Genomic DNA, 25097 nt, shown 5'->3' with positions numbered 1-25097 from the left:
ATTATTCATTTTTAAAGAAAGTCAACCAGTCCTAGCCTGACGGTCATTGATCCTCCAGACGGAATCCAGACCATGTCTCCCCTGATCCGCTTATCTGCCAGTTTCGTTGCCCTGATGATGGCCATGGGCATCGGCCGTTTTGCCCTGACACCGCAACTGCCGCACCTGCTCAGCGAAGGCCAGATCGACCTGACCGCCGCCGGGCTGATTGCCGCCGCCAACTACCTCGGGTATTTCATTGGCGCGGTGGACGCGATGTTTTCCCGGCGTCCCGCGCAAGTGCGCCGGCGCTTGCTCGGCGGATTGTGGCTCTGCGTGCTGCTGACCCTGGCGTCGTTCTGGGCCAATGGTTTCTGGTCGCACCTGCTGCTGCGCTTCGGCACCGGCGTGGCCAGCGCCTGGGTGCTGGTGATGATTACTGCCCTGAGCCAACCCCTTGCGGCAGAGGCCGGTCGTCCTCGACTCGGCGCCCTGGTCTTCGCCGGACCCGGTTTGGGGATTTTTCTGACAGGTTTGTTGGCCCTGGGCTCGAATCTGCTGGGCCAGACTTCCGCCACCTTGTGGCTGGTGTACGCCGCCGCAGGGCTGGTGATGTTACTGGGGATCCTGCCGTTCCTGCCACAACCGGGTATCACCGCGACTGCTGCGCCCAGTGCCAGCGCGTCGGGCAATCAAGGTATCGCTCGTCTGGGCTGGATTTACGCCTTGTACGGATTGGGCTACATCATTCCGGCGACCTTTTTGTCGCAAATGGCCAACGCACAATTCCATGGCCAATGGCAGGCCGACCTGTTCTGGCCATGCTTTGGTTTGGCGGCAGCAACCGGTGTGGTGCTGGTGAGTCTGCGGCGGCAAAAACCTGGCGCCACGGGTCACTGGTTGATGGCGACGTTATGGCTGCAAGCCGCTGGTGTGTTCGCCTGCCTGCTGGGCAACGGTCCAGGTCTGGCATTGGGCGTGATCCTGTGCGGCACGCCGTTCCTGGCCTGCATGCAACTGGTGATGCAACGCTCGCGGGAACTGGCGCCCCACACCACCCAGCGCAATGCCGGCCTGCTGACAGCCTGCTTTGCCTTGGGCCAGATCAGCGGGCCATTGCTGGCGGCGCTGAGCAGTCATTTCAGTGGCGGTTTGCAGCCGGCACTGGTGGTCGCCGGCTGCGGCTTGCTGATCGCCGGCGGCCTGTTGCTCGCGCCGGTCAGTGCTGCCCGAGGGCTTTGCGCAAACGACGGCGCAACCACTGCTCGGCGCTGACAAAAGTGATGCCCGCCAATACCAGCACGGCACCGATGACGAAGTTCAGGCTCAGTTCCTCACCGAGCAGCACCACACCGAAGGTGACGCCGAACAACGGCGTCATGAACGAAAACACCGCGAGGTTGGCAGCCAGGTAACGGCGCAGCAGCCAGAACCAGATCAGGTAACTGAAGAACGACACGACCACGCCCTGAAACAGCACACTGGCCACCGCCACATGGGTCAGGCTGACATGGGTGATCTGGCCGCTGAGCAGCGCAATCAACAACAAGCCGAAGAAACCGACAATCAACTGATAGAACAGCGTCAGGGTCACCGGCGCTTCCGACAGGCGCGACGCGCGTACCACCACCGTGGTCGCGCCCCAGGCGGCACCCGCCAGCACACCCAGGGCATCGCCCATCAACATGCGGTAATCAAGGTTGTCCCAGGACACCCCGCCGGCAAATGCAATGGCAATCCCGATAAAGGCCAGGACAATCCCCAGCCATTGCAACGGCCGCAATCGCTCACTGGGCAGCAACCAGTGCACCCCCAATGCGGTGAAGATCGGTGCGGTATAGAGGAACACCGACATGTGCGCCGCCGTGGTCAGTTGCAGGCCTTCGGAAATGAAGAAGAACTCCAGGCCGAACAGGGCACCGGCCAGCAGACCGCCGCGCCAGGTCGCACCCACCTGGTTCCAGCCGCCCTTCCAGCAGATCAGCAACCCGACCAGCAACGCCGACATACCGGAACGTCCGGCCGCCTGCATCACCGGCGCGATATCGGCCGCCGCCCACTTGATCATCACCTGCTGAACGCCCCAGACCAGGCACAACCCGACCATAACCTGCAGGGCAAACCCGTCGGCGCTGCGCCGGGTGGCGCTCACCGGAACACCTCGAAGACACAATCCATGGCAAAGACTCGGCAGTAAAAAAGCAAAACCCCGGCCTTCTCGTTGAAAAGAAAACACCGGGGCGAAAAATCATGTTGTCGATTATTAACCAGAAAACCAGAAAATGCCGCCCGCCAGAGACCTCTACTTCTCTGCTTGCGCCATCCTGGCCCTCTGTATTGTCAGTGCATCAACTGAGTTCGATGCGATCGGCATGAATGACAATCTGGCCATTCTTGTACAACGCACCGATGGCCTTCTTGAAGTTGCCCTTGCTGACACCGAACAGGCTGCTGATCAACGCCGGATCGCTCTTGTCGCTCACCGCCAGGCTACCGTTGTTTTCGCGCAACTTGGCGAGGATCTTCGAGTTCAGACTGGTGGCCGCTTCCTGGCCGACCGGTTGCAGGCTCAGGCTGATCTTGCCGTCGGCGCGAACTTCCTTGATGAAGCCCTTTTCTTCTTTACCGGCGCGCATGAACTTGAAGATTTCGTTCTTGTGGATCAGGCCCCAATGCTTGTTGTTGATGATGGCCTTGAAGCCCATGTCCGTGGCTTCGGCCACCAGCAAGTCAACTTCCTGGCCCGCGGTATAGTTGGCCGGGGTCTTGTCCAGGTAGCGGTCCAGGCGCGCGGTGGCGGTGATGCGACGGGTGTGCTTGTCCAGGTAGACGTGCACCACCACATACTCGCCCGCCGTCATCTGGCGCTTCTCTTCGGAGAACGGCAGCAACAGGTCTTTCGGCAACCCCCAGTCCAGGAATACGCCGATGCTGTTGACTTCAACAACTTTCAAACTGGCGAACTCACCGACTTGAACTTTCGGCTTCTCAGTAGTTGCGATGAGTTTGTCATCGCTGTCCAGATAAATAAAAACGTTGAGCCAGTCTTCATCTTCGGTAGGAATATCTTTTGGAATATAACGATTAGGCAGAAGGATTTCGCCATCCGCGCCACCGTCCAGATATAAACCGAAGTTAGTGTGTTTAACCACTTGCAAACTGTTGTAACGCCCGACTAAAGCCATGTCCAATACCCTCATTGCGTGGGCGGCATTCTACCCGGTTTTAAGCGCCGCGTTCGGCAGCCGGCCCGATGGCGCGAGAAAATCCTCTGAAACCCTTAATTTTCCCGGGTTTTCTTCGCACCCCGTCCGCTCGTCAGGCCGTTCCGGGCATTTACGCCACGCCCAGGCAAGCGTGATACGGTATTTTTCCAGACAATGTTATTAGTTAAAACAGCGGCTTAGGTGCATATTTCGAATATTCGCCGGTGGCTAACTACCCCGCCTTTACGAATATGCCGAGGGGATATTTGCCAAGCAATTATCAGGTAATTCCTGTACGATGCCTGGCCAAGTTAATTTTCTACAGGTTAATGGCCGCCATGCGCGTAAAAGCATCCACCAGCAAAGCAAAGCCAGCTCCAGCCGTCGAAACCAGCGAGTCGATCAACAGCCAGATCGCTGCGTTCCTCAAGTCCGGCGGTGAAATCCAGCAAATTGCCAAAGGCGTCAGCGGCCAGACGTTCGGCCCGTCCAAGCAGATCACTCTGGGCAAAAAGTAATCCCCTCGCGTCACCTGGTCCCAAAGCGCTTTGAGCTTCGAAGCGCTTGGACTGGAACCCTCGTTACTCCTCTGGCACTCCCTCAAATCCCGTAGAAATCGACGAACGGCCTTCATTGCCGATCATTCGCCGGTATCCTTGCACACGTCTGGATCAAGCGTTTCAGCGGGCCCGCCAGCCTGTCCTCGCTGTTCATGGAGTGACGCATGTTCAAACCTTTCTATCTATCGGCATTGCTCGCCAGCCTGCTGGCCTGCTCCGTAGCCCACGCACAAATCTTTCAGCGTGAGCTGGGTGCCTTCGACCTCAAGCTCGGCACCACCCCCACCCGCAGCATGGCCCAAGGCCTGGTCAAACCCTCGGCCGTCGGCTCGTTCCACGGTGGCCTGGACCTGAGCCACGACAGCGGTTTCTACGTGGGCCAATGGTCGCCCAGCATGGGCATCAGCCCGGGGAAAGACCTCGAGATCGATTCCTACATGGGTTTTAAACAACCCTTCGACCAGACCCTCGGCTACGAAGTGGGCCTGATCCGCTACAGCTACCCCGAAGTCACCACCCCTGACAGCCAGGAACTGTTCGGCGGCCTGACCTTGCTCGGCAGCCGTTTCGGCATTGCCTTCAGCAATGACCCGGACAAACAGAACAACACCCTGTTCGCTGACTTGAGCGGCAATCAACCGTTCGGTGTCGGTGTCAGCCTGAAATACACCACTCACCAATTCAATACGCCAGTGGCGGTGGATGGCGGGTATGTAGGCAGTTTTACCGATTGGTCGCTGAAATTGTCCCGCCCGTTCATGGGCATCGACCTCGACCTGATCTACAGTGACTCCAGCCTGAGCGGCAGCGGTTGCTCGGCCTATGCCGGGCACAACAACCAATGCGACGGGCTGGTGACGCTCAAGGCCGAACACGCGTTCTATTGATCGGCTGAACTGCCGGGCTCCTCCCGGGTTCACATGAGAATCAGACCCCGAAGGCTGGCTTTCGCAAGGATTCGCCCATGTCCCGCTGGTTCAAACATATCGCCTTTGTGCTGACCGTCGCCCTCGCCCTCGGCGCGTGCAGCCGCGTGGGCCTGGCCTACCGCAATCTCGATGTGATCATCCCGTGGACGCTCAGCGACTACCTGGACATGAACGGCGAGCAGAAAAGCTGGCTGGACGAACGCCTGAAGGAACACCTGAGCTGGCACTGCACCACCCAACTGCCCGACTATCTCGACTGGCTGGATCGCCTGCAAACCATGATCGCCACCAACCAGGTCACCGATGCCGCCTTGCAGGCCCGCGCCCACGAAGCCGAACAGGCGATCGCCGAGACCGCGCGGGAAATCACCCCGTCAGCCATCGAGTTGCTGCAAGGGCTGGATGACAAGCAAGTCGCCGAAATGAACGACGCCTTTGCCAAGGACCAGCGCAAACGCCAGGAGGAATACCTCAAACCCACCCTCGACCAGCAGATCAAGGAACGCGGCGCGCGCATGGAGAAGCGCCTGAACGACTGGCTCGGGCCACTGAGCACCACCCAGCGACAGCGGGTAGCCACATGGTCCAGCGCCCTGGGCGAGCAGAACACCCAGTGGCTTGCCAACCGGGTCCATTGGCAGAAGCAGTTCAGCGCGGCCGTTGCCCAACGACAGAGTCCCCAATTCCCACAACGCATCGAGACACTTCTGGTCAATCGCGAGAGCTTGTGGACACCCGCCTATCGTCAGGCCTTTGCCAACACCGAGGCCCAGGCACGTGCGCTGTTCGTGGATCTGATGGCTGACAGCACGCCGAACCAACGCGCACGATTACTGAAGAAAATTGAAGGTGTGAGGAAGGACTTCAGCGACTTGAAGTGCCTGAAAGCGGCGAAACAAAGCTGACTGCAACACAAGTCACATGTGGGAGCGGGCTTGCTCGCGAAGACGCCGGCACATCCAACATGGATGTGACTGACAGACCGCTTTCGTCGGAACGCCGCCCGGACCAAGCCCGCTCCCACAAGGGTACAACGGCATTTCAGGCAATCTGCGCCATCGACGCTACCTCATCGAACGTCATCTCATCCAGTGCATCCTCCTGCTCGTCCAGTACCTGCCGCGGGTGATCATTGCCGGGAATACTGCTGTCGATCAGGCTCAACAAACGCGAACCCCGCGCCGTCAAAATATAATTGGCGCCCGTGCCACCTTCGTCCGCCGGTCGCGGCTCGATATAGCCACGCGCCAGCAGTAACTTTTCGTACTCTCCAGCCACCGTTTTCAAGTGATCAAGATTTTCAATCGGCTCGCCTTCCGCGGCCTTCTGCGCGGCATGCTGTTCGGCGTAAGGCCGCGGCGTGAAACTGTGGCCCGCACTGTTTTGCACTTCATGCAGCAAGCGCTCAATCAAGTCCCAGTTGTAAGTCGTCATCCTGATTCAACCTCCGGTGCCCGTTCGATTGATGCCCGTGCAATTGAACGGGCCTTACAGGTTGTGACCGGTACACCCGGCCGCCGTTCAGCCGGGCATTTGCTGACGACCGACCGGCGGCATGTCGAAATCCATGCAAGCCAAACGACTAGGCTATGTAAGTCACCTCCCCGCCCCACGCAGGAGAAAACAACATGAATATTCAGAACCATCCCGTCGTATCGCGGGAAGAATGGCTCGCCGCCCGCAAACAGCACCTGGCCCACGAAAAAGCCTTCACCAAGGAAAGGGACAGACTCAGCGCCGAACGCCGCGACCTGCCCTGGGTGAAAATCGACAAGGACTACCACTTCCAGGGGCCCAACGGCGAACTGAAACTGGCGGACCTGTTCGGGGGGCGCAGCCAGTTGGTCATCTACCACTTCATGTTTGCCGAGGGCTGGGATGAGGGCTGCCCCGGTTGCTCGTACCTGAGCGATCACATCGACGGCGCCAACCAGCACCTGGCCCACCATGACGTGGCCGTGGTGGCGGTTTCCCACGCACCGTTCGCCGAATTCCAGGCGTTCAAGCGGCGCATGGGCTGGAAGTTCGACTGGGTATCGTCCGAAGGCTGCGATTTCAACTACGACTTTGGCGTCACCGCCCGAGCCGAAGACGTCGCCGCCGGAAAGGCTACATACAACTACGAAAAAACCGACGGCGCCGAGGAAGAACTCCCCGGTCTCAGCGTGTTTTATCGCAACGAAGCTGGCGACATCTTCCACACCTACTCCACCTACGCCCGGGGCCTGGACTTGCTGGTCGGCGCCTACAACTACCTCGACCTGACGCCCAAGGGCCGCAACGAGGAGGAGATCATGGAATGGGTGCGGCATCACGACAAATATGGGGAACAGGAGAAGTCGAGCTGCTGTCATGGTGGTTAGCCTTGAAACCGAATCGAGGCCATCGCGAGCAGGCTCGCTCCCACATTGGACTTGTGCTCGCCACGGTGCCCTGTGGGAGATTCTATGGTTGAGGGGAAGCCCTCAACCTGCTTTCGGTTGGTATTCACCTTGCCCTTTCAGCAGTGCAAATACGATCCGGGCCAGTTTACGGGCCAAGATCACCAGTGCCTGCGTAGTACTGAACCCTTTAGCTCTTTGTTCTTGGTAAAAACCTTTCCAGGCGGCTGTGCGGCTGGCCGACATGGCAGCGTTGTGCAAAAGCCGACGCGCCTCCGGATCGCCTCGCTTTGTCAGGCTGCGGCGACCGTCTTTTTGTCCTGACTGCGATACCCGCAAATCCATCCCCAAAAACGCGATGAAGGCATCTGCATTTCTGAAATCGCCTCGCTGAAAGGCCGCGATCAAGCGGGCGCCAGTCAGAAAACCAATACCTTCAACTTTCATGCAACGCTTCAACTGGGCAAGCAAGCCGGCCTCTTTCAGGCGGTCGTTGATCATTTTCTCGACCAGCCCTTCAAGCCTCTGCATGGAGGCCACTTGCTCGGCAAAAGCGGCTTTGAGCAGCGGTTCATTTGTCCAGCTCTGCACCAGGCCAACCCGCGCCTGAACCAGCGCCGCGCGCCGGCGGAAAAGGCTCAAGAGGCAGCGGTACAGCGGCGATGGCGGAATCCATGGATGGAGCTCTTCATACTCGTTCTTCAGATAACGAGCGAGCAACTTTGCATCCAGTGCGTCCGTTTTGGCGCGAACCTTCACACCTTTGCGGTAGTGACTCAGTTCATAGCCGCCGACCATGTAAATGGTGCAACCGGCCTCATGGGCCAGGTCGGCGAACTCCAGGTGATAGATATTGGTCGACTCAATCGCGACATCGACCGGTGCCGGCAAGGCTTTCAGCCATTTCTTGATGGCTGGCTTGTTATTGGGAAGCGTCTCAAGCAGATCCAGTTCGGCCTGATAGATCATCAATTCATTCTTGGCGACATCCACGCCCACGATTGGTTTGATAGCAGAAACCGGCATTGCCATTGAACATCCCCCGAGATATGGTTTTGAGCACTTGAAGGGCTCACCCAGAGGCGCAGGCTTGTTCCTATCGTCGGTCTAGCCAGATGCATTCTTTATCGGCGCTTGGGTGAAAGGAGGAGGGGCGAAATCTCCCACGGATCTGTACTGCGCTAACAGTCAGAATCGAGCCTTGTCCCTCCTCCTCCCTTCAAGTCCTAGCATACAAGCGAGCCTGCTCGCGAAGAGGCCCAACCCGCCAACGCAAAAATCACAGACTGAAATCAAGGCCCAGCCAATGAACGTAACCCTCAAAACCCTGCCCCCGGCCCGCATAGCCTACCTTCGCTACACCGGCCCCTACGGCCCGGAAATCGGTACCTTCTGGCGCGAAACCATCGCCCCGTGGATGATCGAAAACAACCTGCTCAACCGCGTGCGCTACGGCATCGGCCACGACGATCCCAGCACCACCCCACCGCAATATTGCCGCTACGACGCCTGCGTCGAAGTGCCCGCCGACTTCGAACCCGAATACCCGTTCGCCGTCACCCACCTGCCCGGCGGCCGCTACGCCGTCGCCCACTTCAAAGGACCGGCCAGTGAGATCCCGGCGGCGTGGGGTGAGTTGTGCGGACAGTGGATGCCAGAAAGCGGATTGGCCTACGACCAGCGTCCGGGTTTCGAGCGGTACCCGGTGGAGGCTTCCTACGACGAGAATACCGGCGTGATGGAAATGGACATGTGCATCGCCATAAAAGACCAATAACCCCCAAAACCCTGTGGGAGCGAGCTTGCTCGCGATGGCGGACTAACATCCGCTGCGAAGATCGACTGACACACCGACATCGTCGGTTCGCTGTCCTGTGCGGCCAGCGATTCAAGGTCACCGTTGACGGCAGTAAGGGTGACGCCAAGCGACAGATCCAACGCCTCCTTGCTGGCGATGGCGTTGTTCATGAGGTACTTGAACATGGCCTCATCCGAGGTCAGGCCGTCGAGAAAGCATTGACCGGTACGGGCGACCACCGCTTGCTGAATCAGGCGCTGTTCATAAAGGCCATCGCCGAGGCGCTTGGCGCTGTCGTCAGGATCGTAGCCGAGGTTGCCCAGCAGGTAATCCGAGCTCATGAACTGCTTGAGGTCGGTGAGCACTGGATTGGTTTCGATCAGGTATTTGTGAGCGTTGTTCGACGCCTTGATGTCCGGTAGGACGGTAACACGGTTGACGGGGTGGTTATCGGAAATAGCGGACAGATTTACTTACTGGTCATCACACAAACCAAACAAATATATCCGCCCCCTTTTCTACTCCTATCGACTTCGTGGCGAAATACATTTCATTTAATTACGCAGAAAAGTCAACGATACAATCCATATCTAGAACCCTCTTATTTCCCTTGATTTTAAATCCCTCCATGCCCAGAACTGCAATATCATTATTTTTGCAGTAGTCGAGCAGCCTAATTCCATCGCCGACATCAAACAAAGGAGTGCCATTCCACATCAATGTAGGAGTAATAGGCAAATCCTCTACGACACTTCAACTTCAATCAGCCCCATGGCGCAACCCAGTTTTTATCATTGTTATCTGAAATCTGGACGATTGCACCCGTCCGGTCGCTTCGGACGACATAAGAACCATCTTTGGCCACATAACCAGTTGCAGGGTCATTGAGCCGCGTACCAGAAATTGGATCGAATCTAGTATCTTTAGTCACGACGATTGTTGGGATTTGCGATGACGCTTTCGAGAGAATCATCTGTCCAGCCTCGTTTCCCCATCTGCTGAGCAATTTTTGGCTCAATAACGGATGGCACTCCTTTTGCCCCATTAAATTTTAGGCACTAGCGCAAAGAGCCCCCCTTGCATTGAGTAGCTGCAAATGTAATTCACGGCCTTATCTGAGCTTCGCTTTAAAAAAACAGAATCCGACTCATCGGGCCCTTGATCACAGTACCAACTGTCATACGTCTCCTCCGCTATCTCGCCAACTAATTGGTATACATCCCCTCCAAGAATCGAGATGCCGGAGGCCTTAAGCTCATAAATAGCGCGCAAAGCGTCATCACGACCCAAAGCCCAGTTCCTCACCCCCAAATGATCTAGGGATATCCCTTGACGGAGAATAGGATCAATTTGTTCCGACCATATAACGTCCATAATTCACTCCACCGGGGCCGATTTGAATAGTCGATGATTGATTGACCCATCCGACTCCTTTATGAACTCGAAGACGCCTTTTTTCCCACGATACTCACCTGGAATTTTCAACATATCTCTTACAACACCGTCTCCCCCTGTGATCTTCGTCACTTGTCCGGCCCCTTGGAACGTTGTGACACTTTCCGGGAATCCATGAAGATCGCCAGTCTTGATCTGACCTAAGACTTTATCTGTGTATTTCGTACCTGCAAAGAAATCATTCGCGACCGTGCTTTCGCCTTTTGCAAACCAAGAACCGGCCTTCCCCAGCACAGATGCTAACCCTAAGCCCGAGAGCTGTCCGGCCATGAACTCGCCCCACGCCTTGACGAATTCGTTGGCGGGCTGGACGCCGTCAAATCCTTGGCCTTGAGCGAGTGCGCGTGCGACCTGATCCATATCTTCAGCTGAAGCCCCTTGGTTTTGCATGTGCTCCAAAAGGGAGGTTGCCGCTTGTCCATACTCGTTCAAACCTGGAGGCAGGTGATCCCCAAAATTGTACTGGGTGCCGTTCTGTGCGACCCATGCCCCAGTTTTAAGGCTGTCTTCGTCCGCGCCGCTTTGTATGGACGCGGCAAGCAAGCCGACCAGCTGCGAGCTCATGCTCAGTAGATTCGGATTGCCTTGAACCAGTTTATTGAGGTCCGCCACCACGGCTTCATTAGCCCCAGCTGCCAGCGCCCCAGTCTTGAAGTCGCCACCGCTGACTTGGGCCAATAAGCCACCGACAATGGCGTGAACCATGATCTTTTGCAGACTACCGTCAGCAGCTGGAACGTTATCTCCCACTGCATGGAAGCTCGCCGCCGCCAGGGTGTTGAACAACGTGCTTTGCAGGGCATCACCCAAGTCACCGCCCTGGCCCATGATTCTGCTCATCGCCACCGATGTGCCGTTTTGCAAACCTTGGTTGGCCGCGAACTGACCAATCCCTTTCCAGGTACTGAGATTGGTGGTGACCTTGCCGGTAACCGGATCAGTAGTGGTACCGGTCCAGTTATCGAAGACGCCGGCGGTCAAACCTGCCGTGATACCGGAGATGGCATAGCCCTTGAGCGCGTCACTGGAGGTGACGTCCTTGAATACGGCACCCAGGTCGCCACGATTGTTGACCAGACTGATAGAGGCATTGGTCGCCGCCCCGGCGGCAATCGCCGCACCTGCTCCGGCAACTACTGGACCCATTGAACTCAACGCAGTCAGGGCATATGGACCGACAAAAGCTGCCATGACAATAGCGATGGCAAGTTGTGCCCCTGCACCCAAGCCGGAGCTGCTGTAGTCGAAAGAGTCGTGCAGCTCCTTGACCATCTGCCAGTTTACGTCGCCACGGGCTTCGGCCTCCTTCAACCAAGCCAGATTCGGGTCGGCCTGGACCATGGCATCGATGGTCTGACTGACCGACTTCTGATCGATCTGCTTGAGGTCGATCTGCAGGCCGTCAGCGGCCTTGATCGCCAATTGGCCCTGGTGCTCCAATGTGCTCTGGCGCAGTGTTTCATCGGTCTGACCTTTGCCTGAAGCTGAGTTCCAGGCCAAATCGCCTTTGCTCTTCTCGTGGCTTTCCTGGTGCAGGTCCTTGACCGCTTCGAAGGTGATGCTGCCACCACTGTCCAACGTCAGGTCCTGGCCGCTATTGAGCTTGGCGCCCTGGTAACGTTGATCACCACCGCTGACCAGGGTCAGGTCGCCGCCGCTGGTGATTGCACTGCCGATGTTTGTCACATCGGTGACTTCGTCGCGTTTCGTCTTGCTGCTACCGCCGAAGCCGCCCTTTTTCTTCATGTCGTACAGCGAGTAATCGCTGTCCTGTGCGGCCAGCAACTCAAGGTTGCCGCCCGCCACCAGGTAGGCTTCGTCGCCGGCACTGACCCGGCTGGACAGCAGGGTCAGGTCCTGCCCGGCGCTCAGGGCGACGTTGCCGCCGGCGGTGAGGCGGGTGCCGACCTGGCTGACGTGGTCTTCCTGCGTCGTGACTTTTTTGGTTTTGCTGTAGCTATGCCCCTCGTCCGCTGCCGAGGCCAACGTGAGGTTGTCCGTCGCCGCCATGGCAATGTCGCGTGTGGCGTCGATCTGGCTGGCGATGACGCTGATGTCACGCCCCGCATTGACCGAGAGGTCACGACCGGCGCTGACGGAGCCACTCATCTGGGTGATGTTTTGCTCGAGAAAGCTGCTGCCGTTCGCAAGCTTGTTTTCGGCCTGCGCGGACACCAGGTTCACATCCCGACCGGCGTTGATCGTAGTGTCTCGGCCGCTCTGGAGCACCCCGCCGATGTTGTTGACGTCACGACCGGCCTTGATGGTCAGGTCGTTGGCGGCTTCGATGCGGGCGGCGCTGTCGGCGTACGCGCGGCCGGTGCTGAAATCACCGTTGCTGGCTTGCGCGGCGGTCACGCTGCGTTCGTTGATCACGTCACCGTTGACGGCAGTCAGGGTAACGTCACGGCCCGCGATGATACCGCCGGCTTTGTTGATGAGGTCATTGCCGGCCAAAAGGTCCAGGCGGTTGCCCGCTTGCACCAGGCCGCTGTTGACCAGATCGTTACCCGCAGTGGCCGACAGGTTGTGGGTGGCGCGCAGAGTACCGGCGTTGTTCAGGTCGTGCCCGGCGATCAGGGTCACGTCGCTGCCCTGGATCAGTGCCCCGTTGGGTGCCAGGCGATTGTTGGCGTTGGCCAGGTACAGCACCGGCACCAGCACGTCCTCGCCATTGACCTGCATGGTTTCCATCCAGACGATGTCGTGGGTGAGTGCGGCGACCTGTTCGGCGGTGAGGGATACGCCAAGCGACAGATTCAACGCCTCCTTGCTGGCGATGGCGTTGTTCATCAGGTACTTGAACATGGCCTCGTCCGAGGTCAGGCCGTCGAGAAAGCGTTGACCGGTACGGGCGACCACCGCTTGCTGAATCAGGCGTTGTTCATACAGGCCATCGCCGAGGCGCTTGGCGCTGTCGTCAGGATCGTAGCCGAGGTTGCCCAGCAGGTAATCCGAACTCATGAACTGCTTGAGGTTGGTGAGCACTGGATTGGTTTCGATCAGGTATTTTTGCGGTTTGGACTGACCGCTGCTGCTGGGCAGGCCTTGCACCCGGGCAACGGTCTGGCTGGCTGCCGGGGTGATTTGCGCAGTTGCAGGCGATGTCTGGCCGGGCAGCGGAGCGACGGCGGCGGGCTGACTGGATAGGTTCGCGCCGGGTATATCGCTGACCACGGTGGCAGCGGGCGCATCGGCGCTGTGCCCCGGCACGACGACGCTGCCGGCACCGCCATCGCTCGGCGCCGTAACATTGATCGACGATGCATTGCCAATAACACTCGCGCCTTGACGGGCGTCCGCGACTACCTGACGGCTGGAGGCCGAGGCAAGCGTGATATCGCTCAGTTGGATATCGCGCACCTGAGCATCCGGCACGGCCTGGTCGCGTTGACCCAAGGCGACACTGGCACCACCGAAGGTCCAGCTTTGTGACGCAGCATTGGCCGAAGTGGCCTGGGCACCGCTACCACCCTGTCCGCTCAGGCGGAACAGACCGTTTTGGCCGGTTGGCAGGTTGAAGCCTGGCAGGGTCGTCGGATCGACCTTTTGCTGGGCGAGGTCCGGCGGCAGTTGCGCATTGATCCGGACTTGAACACGCGGACCGACGCTCGTCTGGGTATCCAGCACCTTGCTGGCGCTGCCAGCGTAGGCGTAATCCTCGTGAATCACGTTGTTGACCAGGTCCTGCGTGGCCGTGATTGCGACTTTTCCACCGGCCTGGATCACCGCGTTTCGCACGGTGCCGGTACTGGCCGAACCGGTGTTGTCCTTGGCGAATTCGATGTCCGAGATGGGCGTGTACTGGGTCAAACGATCGGGCAACTGGACCAGATTATTCGGGTCGTACAGCGAGGGGAAATGGCCCTCGAAACCGTAGCTGAATCCTGGCAAGGGGTAGCCGTAGCCCCAGCGTTCATTGACTACCAGGCCGGTTTGCGTGTCGGTCAGCCTGACGAACTCATAGCTGCCGCCATCATGGCCGGGTTCGCGCCCCATGTATGAAGAAGCACCGAAAACGTGGTCTGTCCCCGTTTATCTCGGTGCGGTTAGACATTGTTCTAGGCTGGCGGAAGTAACTTGGCGTTAGTTTGGCAACTTGGTATTGTCAGAAGCGGGGTCTGAGATAATCACCGATGCTATTTATTTTTTTTACGTTCATTTATTTTTGATTTAATCCAAATTCCGGTTGCAGCAAACCCCCCATAAATACTAGCCATTTTCAGAATTTTCGCAATATCCTCACCACTAAATGTCCAAACATCATGCTTAAAATAATTCACGGAGGCACCAAAAAAAACGGCACAAACCCCCACTACCAAAAACAATGAAAAACTATACAAAACCAATAAAACAAATAAGTGAAAACCCACTGTTTTCGGTTTCATTTTTTATCCCCTAATGTTTGAATTTCATCGCCCGCCATCTCCGAAAATGTAGAACCAGCCATATTGCCCAAGGTATCCGCCGCCGAATCTCCGACAAGCGGTTTAAGCTGATTAGATATTATAGGGCCACCTTTAAATCCAATGGTTGTTCCTACAAACGAGCCCAATAACGGATAGGTCGGATCCTCTCCTTTTATCAGGCTACCAGCAAAGGAACCGCTCAAGCCTGCCCCTTGGGTTACTAAAAAACCTTTCCCTTGTGTCAACGCACCTACAGTCGCAGCAATAAAAGCATCGGTATAGCTGAAAGGTTCCCCTTTTGTCAGCTGGTATCCAGCGTTTGCCCCACCCGAAATTGCCGCGCCCAAGCCCATCGCCGCAGCCCCAACCGAAAGTTCGGTTGCAGTCAGGGGGCCTGCAATCATAATGGTCCATGCTTGAATAAGTCCTTTGGCGGCGTCTGGTCCTTCAAAACCTTCGCCCTCTCTTATGGCCTTAAATCCTGCTTCCATCTCTTCCGCTGACGCGCCGTGAAGAACCGCATACTCACCATACGATGTGGCGGCTTGGCTAGTGGCCACCAACCCGGGAGGTAAGATAAACATGTCATTGTTTTCGGCAGCATTTTTCCCGGCTTGTGCGGCAGCAATAGCGGCGGCGCTGTTCCCTCCTATGAGCCCCCCGGAAATACCGCTGGCCAACGTCACGACCGCGGAAACGGTCTGCTTTTGACTTTCACTCAGCTCCTTCACGTCCGTGGTGCCGTACAACGCCTGCATAATGGCTTCGGTACTACCCGCAGCCAGAGCTGCACCGGTTGCTCCAGCCGCCGCATTGCCTCCCTGCACACTCGCGGTGAGCGCACCCAATACAGCGTGAGCCATAATTCTGGCCTCCTCATTGCCCTTGGTCATTTGTTTGATGGTTTCAGCCAAATAAGGCGCGGAAGCCCCAACCAATGCCTGCCCGACATTGCCGCCCGCTAATCCTTGAATGGCGGCTGTCACGGCCTGAGCCGCCTGCTGCAAACTGCCACCCGTCCCGTAGGTGGTCATCGTATTTTTGTACGCATCGGTAGCCTGCAGCACAGCTATATATTTCTGACGATCCTCATACGAAGCATTGGGGTTGGCACCTGGCATGTTTCTCTGTTCGTCCGTCAGTTCTGCCTGAGCCGCTTTGCTCGCCTCAATCATTCCTTGAGTCCGGACGATGTCCATCGTCTGGTTGCCAATCTCACCGATCAGTTGGGCCTGTTGCAGGCGTCGCTGCTCTTTCTCCTTATTGAAGATTGGGCTCAGTGCGTTATTGGCATTTTCAACATCCCGACTAAGTGTCGAAATATCTTGCTGCTGATCGTTCTTGTCACGAATAACCAGTCCTGCCCCGGAAATTGCTGCATGGGTAGTGCTGCTATCGTGGCCACTGTTGTTCGCACCCACCAGCAACATACTGCCCATGTTGCCTATGAACTGTTCACCCATGCTGCCGTTGCTACTGGCACTGACGCTTTGATGCTGGCTACTGAAATCAGCCTTGTTACCGATATCGATCCAGCCCAGAGATCCAGTGCTTAACGTGTTCTTATCGGCAGTGGCGGTACTGGCGATCACACTGCCATTGAGTTGAGTGTGTTCGCCGACATTAATCTGATACCCCCCCTTCCCGGCGAACAAACCGGCCTGCTCCTGAACGCTGTCGAAGTTTGAGTTTATTTTGTCCTGACTAACACTCAACGAACCACTTGCAGTCATGGAGCCAAATGTGAAACTGGCCCCACCGCTGACATTGGTTTGCTTGGAGTTATAACGGTCAGTGTCCTGCAAACTGGTCAGCGTCAGATTGCGTCCCACACCGGCGACCACCTGCTGAGCATTGGCCTGCGCCCCGATCAGGTTTGTATCGCGTCCGCTGCCGATCTTGAGGTTGTTACCCGCGTCAAGAGTGGTTTCAGTCCAAGTCGTTCCGTTACCGGTTTCCTTGCCAGCCCCTTTATTACCGCTGGCAAAAATGCTCAAACCCGCACCGCTTGAACCCACACCCAGACTGATACCAACCGCCCCCCCGCCACTTTTGTTTGACCCGTCGACTTTTTGCGTATTAGAGGCAGCAAGTAAATTGATGTCTCGGTTGGCTACAATCACCATGTCATTACCGGCCTGCAATTTGCTGCCTTGAATGGTGATATCACCATCCTCAAAACCGGCTTTACCGCTACCCGTTGCAACGACTCGAAGATTGTTGCCTGCCGTCAAACCACTGCCTTGACTGACACTTTGTTCCTGAGTCTGTTTCGAACTGGACTTTTGGGTACCGAGAGACAGGCTGATACCCACAAAGCTACCCGCCTCCGCCCCGGACTCAAGCGCTTGCGCAGCCTGATAGGCTTGATACCCCGTTAGTCCCGCTTTTACCCCCTGAAGCGCCGCCAAGCGTGTGTCATCTTCATGTCTGGCCGCTTGTGCAGTCTGGTAAGCCGTGTTGACGGCTTCGCCCACTACGCCCGACAGCGCCAGTGTCAAACCACTTTTCTTGCTCTCTTGAGTTTGATGAGTGGAACTCTGATTCTGCGCGGCAAGGATGCTGACATTCTGCGCCGCCAAATTGATATCGCCTCCGGTAACGACATCTGATGCCTGTATTGTCAGGTTATTACCCGCAGTGATATTTACATCACCCAGCACACTACCCACCATGCTGCCTTTCTGAGTCTCGCTATGTGTCGATTGCGTAAACGTATTCTTGGAGGAGCCGAGGGTGACACCAATTCCGCCAGAGCTCATCAGACCAGACTTTTTGGTCGATTGACCGTGGTCCGCGCTGAAGTTTTCAGTGTCACTTTCAATGCGTACGTCGTTGCGAGCCTGCAAGGTCGTTTGATTGGTCGATACCACATTGCTGGCAGAGACCAGTAAGTCATGTCCCGCCTGAATCAACGTCGTATCGCCGCTGAGCGTTGAACCTGTCAGCCACGTATTGCTTGACGAATCACTGCTCGCCTTGCTGGTGCTGGATAACCCGAAACCACCGGACTTCGATTTTGCAGAGGCGTTGAACTCACTGTTCTGGGCCGCAGTGAGATTGACGTCATTACCCGCCATAACCCTTAATTCACCTCCGTCGCTGTTAACTTTCGATCCTTCGATATTGATGTCATTCAACGCGACTAATGTCGCTTTGCCTTTGGACTGTACAACTGAAGAAACTGCTTCTTCACCTCCGCTCTCGGTCATCGTCGACTTTTTCTTGCCGAACGAGCCCTTCTTGGTTTTCGAGTAATAGGAGTAGTCAACGTTGTCCGCCGTCTCCAGATTCACATCATTGCCGGCATACAGATAGGCTTCATCCCCCGCACTCACCCGACTGGCAATCAGGCCCAGATCCTTGCCCGCACTCAGCGCAACGCTGCCCCCCGCAGTGAGCGTGGTGGATACCTGACTGACATTGTCTTCCTGACTTTTGAATTTTTTGTTCTGATCGAAGGAGTGCTGTTCATCCGCCGCTGAAGCCAGGGTCAGGTCAGCCACCGCGCTCATCGTCACATCCCGCTTGGCGTCGATCTGACTGGCGATCGCGGAGATGTCCCGACCGGCGTTGACGGTCAGGTCCTGGCCCACCTCGATCGCTGAGCCATGTTGGGTGACGGTCTGATCCCGATGCAGCCCGCGAACCCCGCTGACGACTTGCTCGGCGGAGATGAGGTTGACGTCACGCCCTGCGTTGATCGTGGTGTCGGCACCGCTTTTCAGTACGCCACCGATGTTGTTGACGTCTTTCCCGGCCTTGAGGGTCAGGTTGTTGGCGGCTTCGATGCGGGCCGCGCTGTTGACGAAGTCCCTGCGCTCGCTGATGTTGCCCGTACCACTTTCATGGGTGGTCACGCTACGCTCGTTGATCACGTCACCGTTGACGGCAGTCAGGGTAACGTCACGGCCCGCGATGATGCCGCCGGCTTTGTTGACGAGGTCATTGCCGGCCAAAAGGTCCAGGCGGTTGCCCGCTTGCACCAGGCCGCTATTGACCAGGTCATTGCCGGCCATGGCGGCCAGATTGTTGCTGGCGCGCAGAGTACCGGCGTTGTTCAGGTCCTGCCCGGCGATCAGGGTCACGTCGCTGCCCTGAATCAGTACCCCGTTGGGTGCCAGGCGATTGTTGGCGTGGGCCAGGTACAGCACCGGCACCAGCACGTCCTCGCCATTGACCTGCATGGTTTCCATCCAGACGATGTCGTGGGTGAGTGCTGCGACCTGTTCGGCGGTGAGGGATACGCCAAGCGACAGATTCAACGCCTCCTTGCTGGCGATGGCGTTGTTCATCAGGTACTTGAACATGGCCTCGTCCGAGGTCAGGCCGTCGAGAAAGCGTTGACCGGTACGGGCGACCACCGCTTGCTGAATCAGGCGTTGTTCATACAGGCCATCGCCGAGGCGCTTGGCGCTGTCGTCAGGATCGTAGCCGAGGTTGCCCAGCAGGTAATCCGAACTCATGAACTGCTTGAGGTCGGTGAGCACTGGATTGGTTTCGATCAGGTATTTTTGCGGTTTGGACTGACCGCTGCTGCTGGGCAGGCCTTGCACCCGGGCGACGGTCTGGCTGGCTGCCGGGGTGATTTGCGCAGTTGCAGGCGATGTCTGGCCGGGCAGCGGAGCGACGGCGGCGGGCTGACCGGGCAACGGAGCAACGACACTGGACTGACCAGGCAGAGGAGCGACGGCGACGGGCTTGCCGGGCAGCGGAGCGACGGCAGCGGGCTGACCTGGCAGCGGAGCGACGGCAGCGGGCTGACCGGGCAGTGGAGCGACGGCGACGGGCTTACCGGGCAGCGGGACGACGGCGACGGGCTTACCGGGCAGCGGAGCGACGGCGGCGGGCTGACCAGGCAGCGGAGCAACGACACTGGACTGACCGGGCAGCGGAGCGACGGCGGCTGCCTGACTGGATAGGTTCGCGCCGGTTATATCGCTGATCACGGTGGCAGCGGGCGCATCGGCACTGTGCCCCGGCACGACGACGCTGCCGGCACCGCCATCGCTCGGCGCCGTGATATTGATCGACGATGCATTGCCGACAACGCCGGCACCTTGACGGGCGTCCGCGACTACCTGACGGCTGGCGAGCGAGGTCTGCGTGATATCGCTCAGTTGGATGTCGCGCACCTGAGCATCCGGCACTGCTTGGTCGCGTTGAGCCAAGGCGACACTGGCACCACCGAAGGTCCAGCTTTGTGGCGCAGCGTTGGCCTGAGTTGCCTGGGCACCGTTGCCGCCCTGCCCGCTCAGGCGGAACAGACCGTTTTGGCCGGTTGGCAAGTTGAAGCCCGGCAGTGTCAGGGGGTTGACCTGCTGTTGGGCCAGGTTGGGAGGTAGTTGGGCGTTGAGATTGACGATGGTCGGCGCGGGCTGCCCACTGACCTGGGTCGAGCCGACGCGTGATGCACCGGAACCGATGACCACCCCTTCGCGGACCACACTGTTGGTGAGATTTTGCGACGCGGTGATATTGACTGCACCACCCGCCTGCACGACCGCATTAGCGTAGGACGATGGGCTGTTGTAAGTCACCGTGGTGTCGAAGGGAATTGCGGACTGGATCGCGCCCGGTGCAGCGGTCCGTACACCATCGCCGTAATGAGGAAGCGCAAAGTCGTACCATAGGGATCCAGCAGGCACGGTGATATATACCGAACCAAACCTAATGTAGGTTTCCAGGTTTTTGCCGCCAGGGTGAGGTGCTACCTGTATTACGGATTCGGCACCGGAACTGTTCCAGAAATGGAGATTAGGCCTTGAGAAGGTCGGGTTGCTGCCGCCGACGTATCCCAATGATCCCGGATCGTAGGAAGGATCATTGGCAGCGTTGTAAGCCATGATCGAATTCCATAGATTCAAATCGGTAGTCTGTTGCCCGGCAGTAAGAGCAATAGATCGCCGCACGTTATAGTCGCCTACAGAAGCCCCTTGATTCGTAAAGGTCTGCAGGTTGAACGTGAGGTTGTTTCCTGCGCTGAGGATCGACGCCTGATTGAGAAACACCCCGCCGGTTGCCAGAAAGCTACGCCCAGCCGTCATACTGGCCGAGGCTGAATCCTGGACAATCTGCGACTGGTAGTTTTCCACCCAGACCGCATAACTGCTCAAGCCCAACGGGGCAAGAGGATCGAGCGAAGAGCAGGTGTAGCACTGCACGCCGATCTCGCCAGAGACCAACCCGCCTGTGGTCTGGAATACGTCCTTGCGGTTCTCGATGGAGCTGGACGCCAGGCTCAGGTCGCCACCACTCTCGATGGTCGCCGACACGTTGGAGATCGACGCACTCAATCCATTGTTGTCGTCCTTGGCGATGCTGACGTTGCCGAGGCCAAAGATATCCGCGTAGCGGTTGGTGAAGTTATCAGTGCGCAGCGCCATGTCGCCGCCACTGAAGATCAGGCCATTCTGGTTGAGGATGGTGGGGGCGTTGACGCGCAGGTTGGCGCCACTGCCCAGGGTGCCCTGGTTGTTCAGGTAGGCGGCATTGACGGTCAGTGCCCCGACTGAAGTGAGGCGTCCGAGGTTGGTCAGGCTGCCACTGCTACCGACGGTTCCACTGGCGCCAGCCGTGATACTCGCCACAGAGGTAAGGTCGATCTGCGCAGCACTCAGACCAAGATTGCCGACACTGCTCACGCTGCCATTGCCGCTATAAACACCTCCCAGGTTGAGGGCAAGGCTACCGCTGCTGGCGATCAACCCATCGTTGTACCAGTTGCCCCCGCTCCCCGTGAAACTGTCGGAGGCCAGGAGTTGGCCACCGGCGGTTTGGCTGAAGTTGTTGACGTTGACGTTCAGGCGCCCGGCCTGAATGACGCTGCTGTTGGTCCAGGTGTCCGCGTTTAGAGTCAGGCCGCCACGGGTGACGATGCTACCGCCCGCATTGACGACGTTGGGCATGGACAGGCCAAAAGTTCCGGTGCCGACATGCAACAGGGTGCCGCCAGTGTTAAAGAAGCTGCCAGCACCAAGGGTCAGGTCGCTGTTGGCGCTTTCGACGGTGCCATTACGGTTATCGAACAGGCCACCGACATTGAATTGGGTCGCGCCACTGGTGCCGAGGGCACGTAGTTGGCCCGTCTGGTTGTCGATACTCGCGGCGGTGATCGCCAGGGTACTGTCGCTTTCGATGATGCCCAGGCGGTTGTTCAGAGCACCGCTCAGGGTCAGGTCGATCTGGCTGCCGGCGATCTGGCCGTCATTGCTGCCACTGTTGTCGAAGTTGTTGCCAGTGACACTGACCCGGCCCTGGGCATAGAGACCGCCATTGCGGTTGTCGAAGTCAGCGGTATGAATGATCGTATCGCCGGCTTGCGCAGCGATACGCCCACCGTAGTTGTCGATGCCGGCCAGCGCGGTCAGGTCCAGGCGCTGGGCCTGGGTGACGCCGCCCTGGTTGTTGTTGCTTGGGTCGTAGCCGTTTTTCAGCACGCCGGTGAGGTGGGCGCTGAACGCGCCTTGCAGGCTGGCCAACACGCCGCCACGGTTGTCGAGGTTGCCGGCAATGACGGTCAGGTCGCTGCCTTGGGCGATGATGCGACCGCTATGGTTGTCGATGTCACCGGCGACGTTAAGGTTCAGCACGCCCTGGCTTTGCAGTGCGCCATGACTGTTGGCCAGGTTGGCGGCTTGCAGTTGCACACCACCATTCTTGCTGTAGATCAAGCCATCGGCGTTGTTCTGCACGGCGCCCGTTGCCGTGAGCAATAGTTGACCATTGGCGGCCACGGTGCCGCGATTGCTGTTGTCGAGGCCGCCGGTGAGCAGGGTCAGCAGAGACTGGCTCGCCAGTTGCCCACCCCGGTTGTTGATTTGGCTCGCACCTTGAATCAGTAGCGGCGCTGGACAGTTCACCGTTCTGGTTGAGCAGCGCGCCAGCCAGTTGCAGGCTCAGGTCGGCATCGCTGCTGATGCTGCCGTTGCGGTTGCCCGCCGCTGGACAGGCTGATGCGGTCGCGGGCAGCGAGGTTTTGTTGTGTGTTGAGGTCTCCAGAGGTGGTGACTGCAAGGCTGGTGCCCGCATAAACCGACCCCTGGGCATCGAGGCTCGCGGTTGTGACGTTGACTGCACCAGCGGCAGCAGTCTGGGCCAGGCTCAGATGACCATTGGCATCGATCTGGATGTCACCGCCACTGGCGGCCAGATTACCGGCCAGCTTCACCCCGACCCCAGCCTCGGTGCCGACCAGTTTGATCGCCCCGGCGTACATGCCACCCAGCGCCGAACTGTCGATGGCCAATTGTGGTTTGGCGCTGCCGTCATCGGCGCGAGCAGTAGCACTGAGAGTCTGGGCGTTGACGTCGTTGCGACCGGCCACAATCGTCAGGTTTTTCGCTTGAATCTCGGCGTTGATCTTCGCGCTGCGAGTGATGATTTCGAAGCTGTCGACGTTGTTGGCATTCAGCCCTGCGCCGTCGATGGAGACGCTGCCCTGATCCACCTGATAACGATCCACGCGCCCGTTAGACGATCCTGACGTTCGCGGATGAGATCAGTGTCACCCGGGGGAGTGGCAGCATTAGCAGAGTTCAGCGGAGAAAGGCACAGCAAAGCCAGGCACAACCTCGCCACAAGGGCGGGTAAGTACATGTTCGATCCCTCGAAGCGGAAAGTGATAGCACAATAATGGCGCAATATTAAAGAGCCATCATCCTGGCGTCAAATAATGGATCCATTCGAAAAGTATGGGGGACGAACGGTAGCGGTTAAGAGGAAGCCACCGCCAAGCGCGAGCAACTGGTTCAGGAAGTGACCAGGCTCACCGAGCAGACGACGGACAAGAAAGCCGAAAGCTGATCGTTTGAGGAATTTCGAGCAAAAAAAAACCGGACATTTGCCCGGTTTTTTGGTCACGCCATCGACTTACTCAGCCGCCGGCGCTTCCGGCTTGCGGCGCTTGAGCGGGGCCATGCCGTCCTTGCTGACCAGGGAATCGGTCTTCGGCCGGTTGGCGCTCTTGCGCTTGGTCGGGGTCTTGGCGGCGGTTTTCTTCTTGTCGCCCTTGGCGTCGGTCTTTTTCTTCTTCACGCCGACGGCCTTGCCCGAGGCCTTGACCTTTTTCGGTCCGCCGTAGGTGCCTTTGACTTCCTTGATGGTGCGGCGCTCGAAGCTCTGCTTGAGGTAGCGCTCGATGCTCGACATCAGGTTCCAGTCGCCGTGGCAGATCAGCGAGATGGCCAGGCCGTCGTTACCGGCGCGACCGGTACGACCGATGCGGTGCACGTATTCGTCGCCGCTGCGCGGCATGTCGAAGTTGATCACCAGGTCCAGGCCGTCCACGTCCAGACCGCGAGCGGCGACGTCAGTGGCCACGAGGATTTTCACGCCGCCCTGCTTCAGGCGGTCGATCGCCAGTTTGCGATCCTTCTGGTCTTTCTCGCCGTGCAGCACGAACGCCTTGTATTCCTGCGCCACCAGGCGGCCGTAGATACGGTCGGCCATGGCCCGGGTGTTGGTGAAGACGATGGCCTTCTGGTAGGTCTCGTTGGCCAGCAGCCAGTTGACGATCTGTTCTTTGTGCTGGTTGTGGTCAGCGGTAATGATTTGCTGGCGAGTGGTTTCGTTCAGCTGGCTGACCGCGTTGAGCTGCAAGTGCTCAGGGTTGTTCAGGACCTTGGCGATCATCTCGCGCAGGCCCGAACCACCGGTGGTGGCGGAGAACAGCATGGTCTGCTGACGGTTGGTGCACTCGTCCACCAGACGCTGAACGTCATCGGCGAAGCCCATGTCGAGCATACGGTCGGCTTCGTCGAGCACCAGTACTTCAACTTCTTTCAAGTCGAGGTTGCCGGCGTTCAGTTGCTCGATCATCCGGCCCGGCGTACCGATCAGGATGTCCGGCACCTTGCGCAGCATCGCGGCCTGGACCTTGAAGTCTTCGCCGCCGGTGATCAGGCCGGACTTGATGAAGGTGAACTGCGAAAAGCGTTCAACTTCTTTCAAAGTCTGCTGAGCCAGTTCGCGGGTCGGCAGCAGGATCAGGGTCTTGATGCTGACGCGGATTTTCGCCGGGCCGATCAGACGGTTGAGGATGGGTAAAACGAATGCAGCGGTTTTGCCGCTACCGGTTTGCGCCGTCACCCGCAGGTCACGCCCCTGGAGCGCCAGCGGGATGGCCGCGGCTTGCACAGGCGTTGGCTCGACAAATTTCAGCTCGGCCACGGCTTTGAGCAGGCGTTCGTGCAGGGCGAATTGGGAAAACACGGGTGCTACCTCGAAGAAATGCAAAAAAACAGCTGCATAGGGTAACGGTTTCGAGCGCTCAGGCCGAGTTTCTTTATACAAATGGCGGTAAACAGTTGGTTTTTTGTTGCCTGATTTTTCCCGAAACGTAATACAAAGCGTCTTAAATGCTCTAATCCCCTCTCGCGC

15 protein-coding genes and 3 pseudogenes are annotated in these 25097 nt (G+C 58.1%); 6 read left to right on the top strand and 12 right to left on the bottom strand.

All coding sequences use genetic code 11. The annotated features are described in order from the left end of the window. The first annotated feature begins 72 nt into the window (after positions 1-72). Positions 73-1254: an MFS transporter gene (locus AC3IT6_RS07070; protein ID WP_489354719.1), complete on the top strand. Its 1182-nt coding sequence runs from the start codon at positions 73-75 to the stop codon at positions 1252-1254. On the opposite strand, the gene AC3IT6_RS07065 is transcribed toward AC3IT6_RS07070, so the two are convergent. Next, entirely contained in the window at positions 1199-2131 is a 933-nt protein-coding gene (locus AC3IT6_RS07065) for a DMT family transporter (RefSeq protein ID WP_008046826.1), read from the bottom strand. The genes AC3IT6_RS07070 and AC3IT6_RS07065 overlap by 56 nt on opposite strands. A gap of 196 nt (positions 2132-2327) precedes the next feature. Continuing rightward, complete coding sequence (locus AC3IT6_RS07060; RefSeq protein WP_056721413.1) at positions 2328-3164, bottom strand: CvfB family protein; 837 nt, start codon at positions 3162-3164, stop codon at positions 2328-2330. A gap of 350 nt (positions 3165-3514) precedes the next feature. On the opposite strand from AC3IT6_RS07060, the gene AC3IT6_RS07055 reads away from it, so the two are divergent. From AC3IT6_RS07055 to AC3IT6_RS07045, 3 genes are all read left to right on the top strand, one after another. Further along, positions 3515-3703: a hypothetical protein gene (locus AC3IT6_RS07055; RefSeq protein ID WP_015096330.1), complete on the top strand. Its 189-nt coding sequence runs from the start codon at positions 3515-3517 to the stop codon at positions 3701-3703. Positions 3704-3909: 206 nt separating this feature from the next. Further along, positions 3910-4632: a TorF family putative porin gene (locus AC3IT6_RS07050; RefSeq protein WP_223445898.1), complete on the top strand. Its 723-nt coding sequence runs from the start codon at positions 3910-3912 to the stop codon at positions 4630-4632. A 77-nt stretch (positions 4633-4709) separates the two neighbouring features. Then, entirely contained in the window at positions 4710-5579 is an 870-nt protein-coding gene (locus AC3IT6_RS07045; protein WP_489354718.1) for a DUF6279 family lipoprotein, read from the top strand. Between the two features lie 136 nt (positions 5580-5715). Here AC3IT6_RS07045 and AC3IT6_RS07040 read toward each other — a convergent pair whose 3' ends face one another. Continuing rightward, positions 5716-6108 (bottom strand): transcriptional regulator, encoded by a 393-nt coding sequence (locus AC3IT6_RS07040; protein WP_489354717.1) that lies wholly within the window; start codon positions 6106-6108, stop codon positions 5716-5718. Between the two features lie 194 nt (positions 6109-6302). On the opposite strand from AC3IT6_RS07040, the gene AC3IT6_RS07035 reads away from it, so the two are divergent. Further along, on the top strand, positions 6303-7037 hold the full coding sequence (locus tag AC3IT6_RS07035) for a DUF899 domain-containing protein (RefSeq protein ID WP_489354716.1): 735 nt from the start codon (positions 6303-6305) through the stop codon (positions 7035-7037). Positions 7038-7139: 102 nt separating this feature from the next. Here AC3IT6_RS07035 and AC3IT6_RS07030 read toward each other — a convergent pair whose 3' ends face one another. Continuing rightward, positions 7140-8087: an IS110 family RNA-guided transposase gene (locus tag AC3IT6_RS07030; RefSeq protein WP_489352329.1), complete on the bottom strand. Its 948-nt coding sequence runs from the start codon at positions 8085-8087 to the stop codon at positions 7140-7142. Between the two features lie 274 nt (positions 8088-8361). On the opposite strand from AC3IT6_RS07030, the gene AC3IT6_RS07025 reads away from it, so the two are divergent. Further along, positions 8362-8832, top strand: a complete 471-nt coding sequence (locus AC3IT6_RS07025; RefSeq protein WP_489354715.1) for an AraC family transcriptional regulator — start codon at positions 8362-8364, stop codon at positions 8830-8832. Between the two features lie 128 nt (positions 8833-8960). Here AC3IT6_RS07025 and AC3IT6_RS07020 read toward each other — a convergent pair. From AC3IT6_RS07020 to AC3IT6_RS06985, 8 genes and pseudogenes are all read right to left on the bottom strand, one after another. Then, a pseudogene (locus AC3IT6_RS07020) lies at positions 8961-9293 on the bottom strand (hypothetical protein); the annotation flags it as partial. A 323-nt stretch (positions 9294-9616) separates the two neighbouring features. Then, positions 9617-9848: pseudogene (locus AC3IT6_RS07015) on the bottom strand (colicin E5-related ribonuclease). A 49-nt stretch (positions 9849-9897) separates the two neighbouring features. Next, positions 9898-10227, bottom strand: coding sequence for an Imm40 family immunity protein (imm40, locus tag AC3IT6_RS07010; RefSeq protein ID WP_489354714.1), 330 nt, complete (start codon positions 10225-10227; stop codon positions 9898-9900). A gap of 3 nt (positions 10228-10230) precedes the next feature. After that, positions 10231-13863 (bottom strand): annotated as a pseudogene (locus tag AC3IT6_RS07005) (DUF637 domain-containing protein); the annotation flags it as partial. Positions 13864-14447: 584 nt separating this feature from the next. Beyond that, positions 14448-14696, bottom strand: coding sequence for a hypothetical protein (locus AC3IT6_RS07000; RefSeq protein ID WP_489354713.1), 249 nt, complete (start codon positions 14694-14696; stop codon positions 14448-14450). Then, a complete protein-coding gene (locus AC3IT6_RS06995; protein WP_489354712.1) occupies positions 14693-22579 on the bottom strand; it encodes a hemagglutinin repeat-containing protein in 7887 nt (2628 codons plus the stop codon). The genes AC3IT6_RS07000 and AC3IT6_RS06995 overlap by 4 nt, the downstream gene beginning before the upstream one ends. Next, positions 22576-23181 (bottom strand): two-partner secretion domain-containing protein, encoded by a 606-nt coding sequence (locus tag AC3IT6_RS06990; RefSeq protein ID WP_489354711.1) that lies wholly within the window; start codon positions 23179-23181, stop codon positions 22576-22578. Before AC3IT6_RS06990 ends, AC3IT6_RS06995 begins: the two co-directional genes overlap by 4 nt. A gap of 407 nt (positions 23182-23588) precedes the next feature. Next, positions 23589-24929 carry a DEAD/DEAH box helicase gene (locus AC3IT6_RS06985; RefSeq protein ID WP_489354710.1) on the bottom strand — a complete coding sequence of 447 codons (1341 nt, stop codon included), beginning with the start codon at positions 24927-24929 and terminating at the stop codon, positions 23589-23591. Positions 24930-25097: the final 168 nt, after the last annotated feature.

The sequence above is a fragment of the Pseudomonas sp. KH_017 genome, from assembly GCF_057840285.1.
The sequence above is the reverse complement of the archived record's forward strand: the minus strand, read 5'-3'. Positions and strand labels throughout refer to the sequence as shown.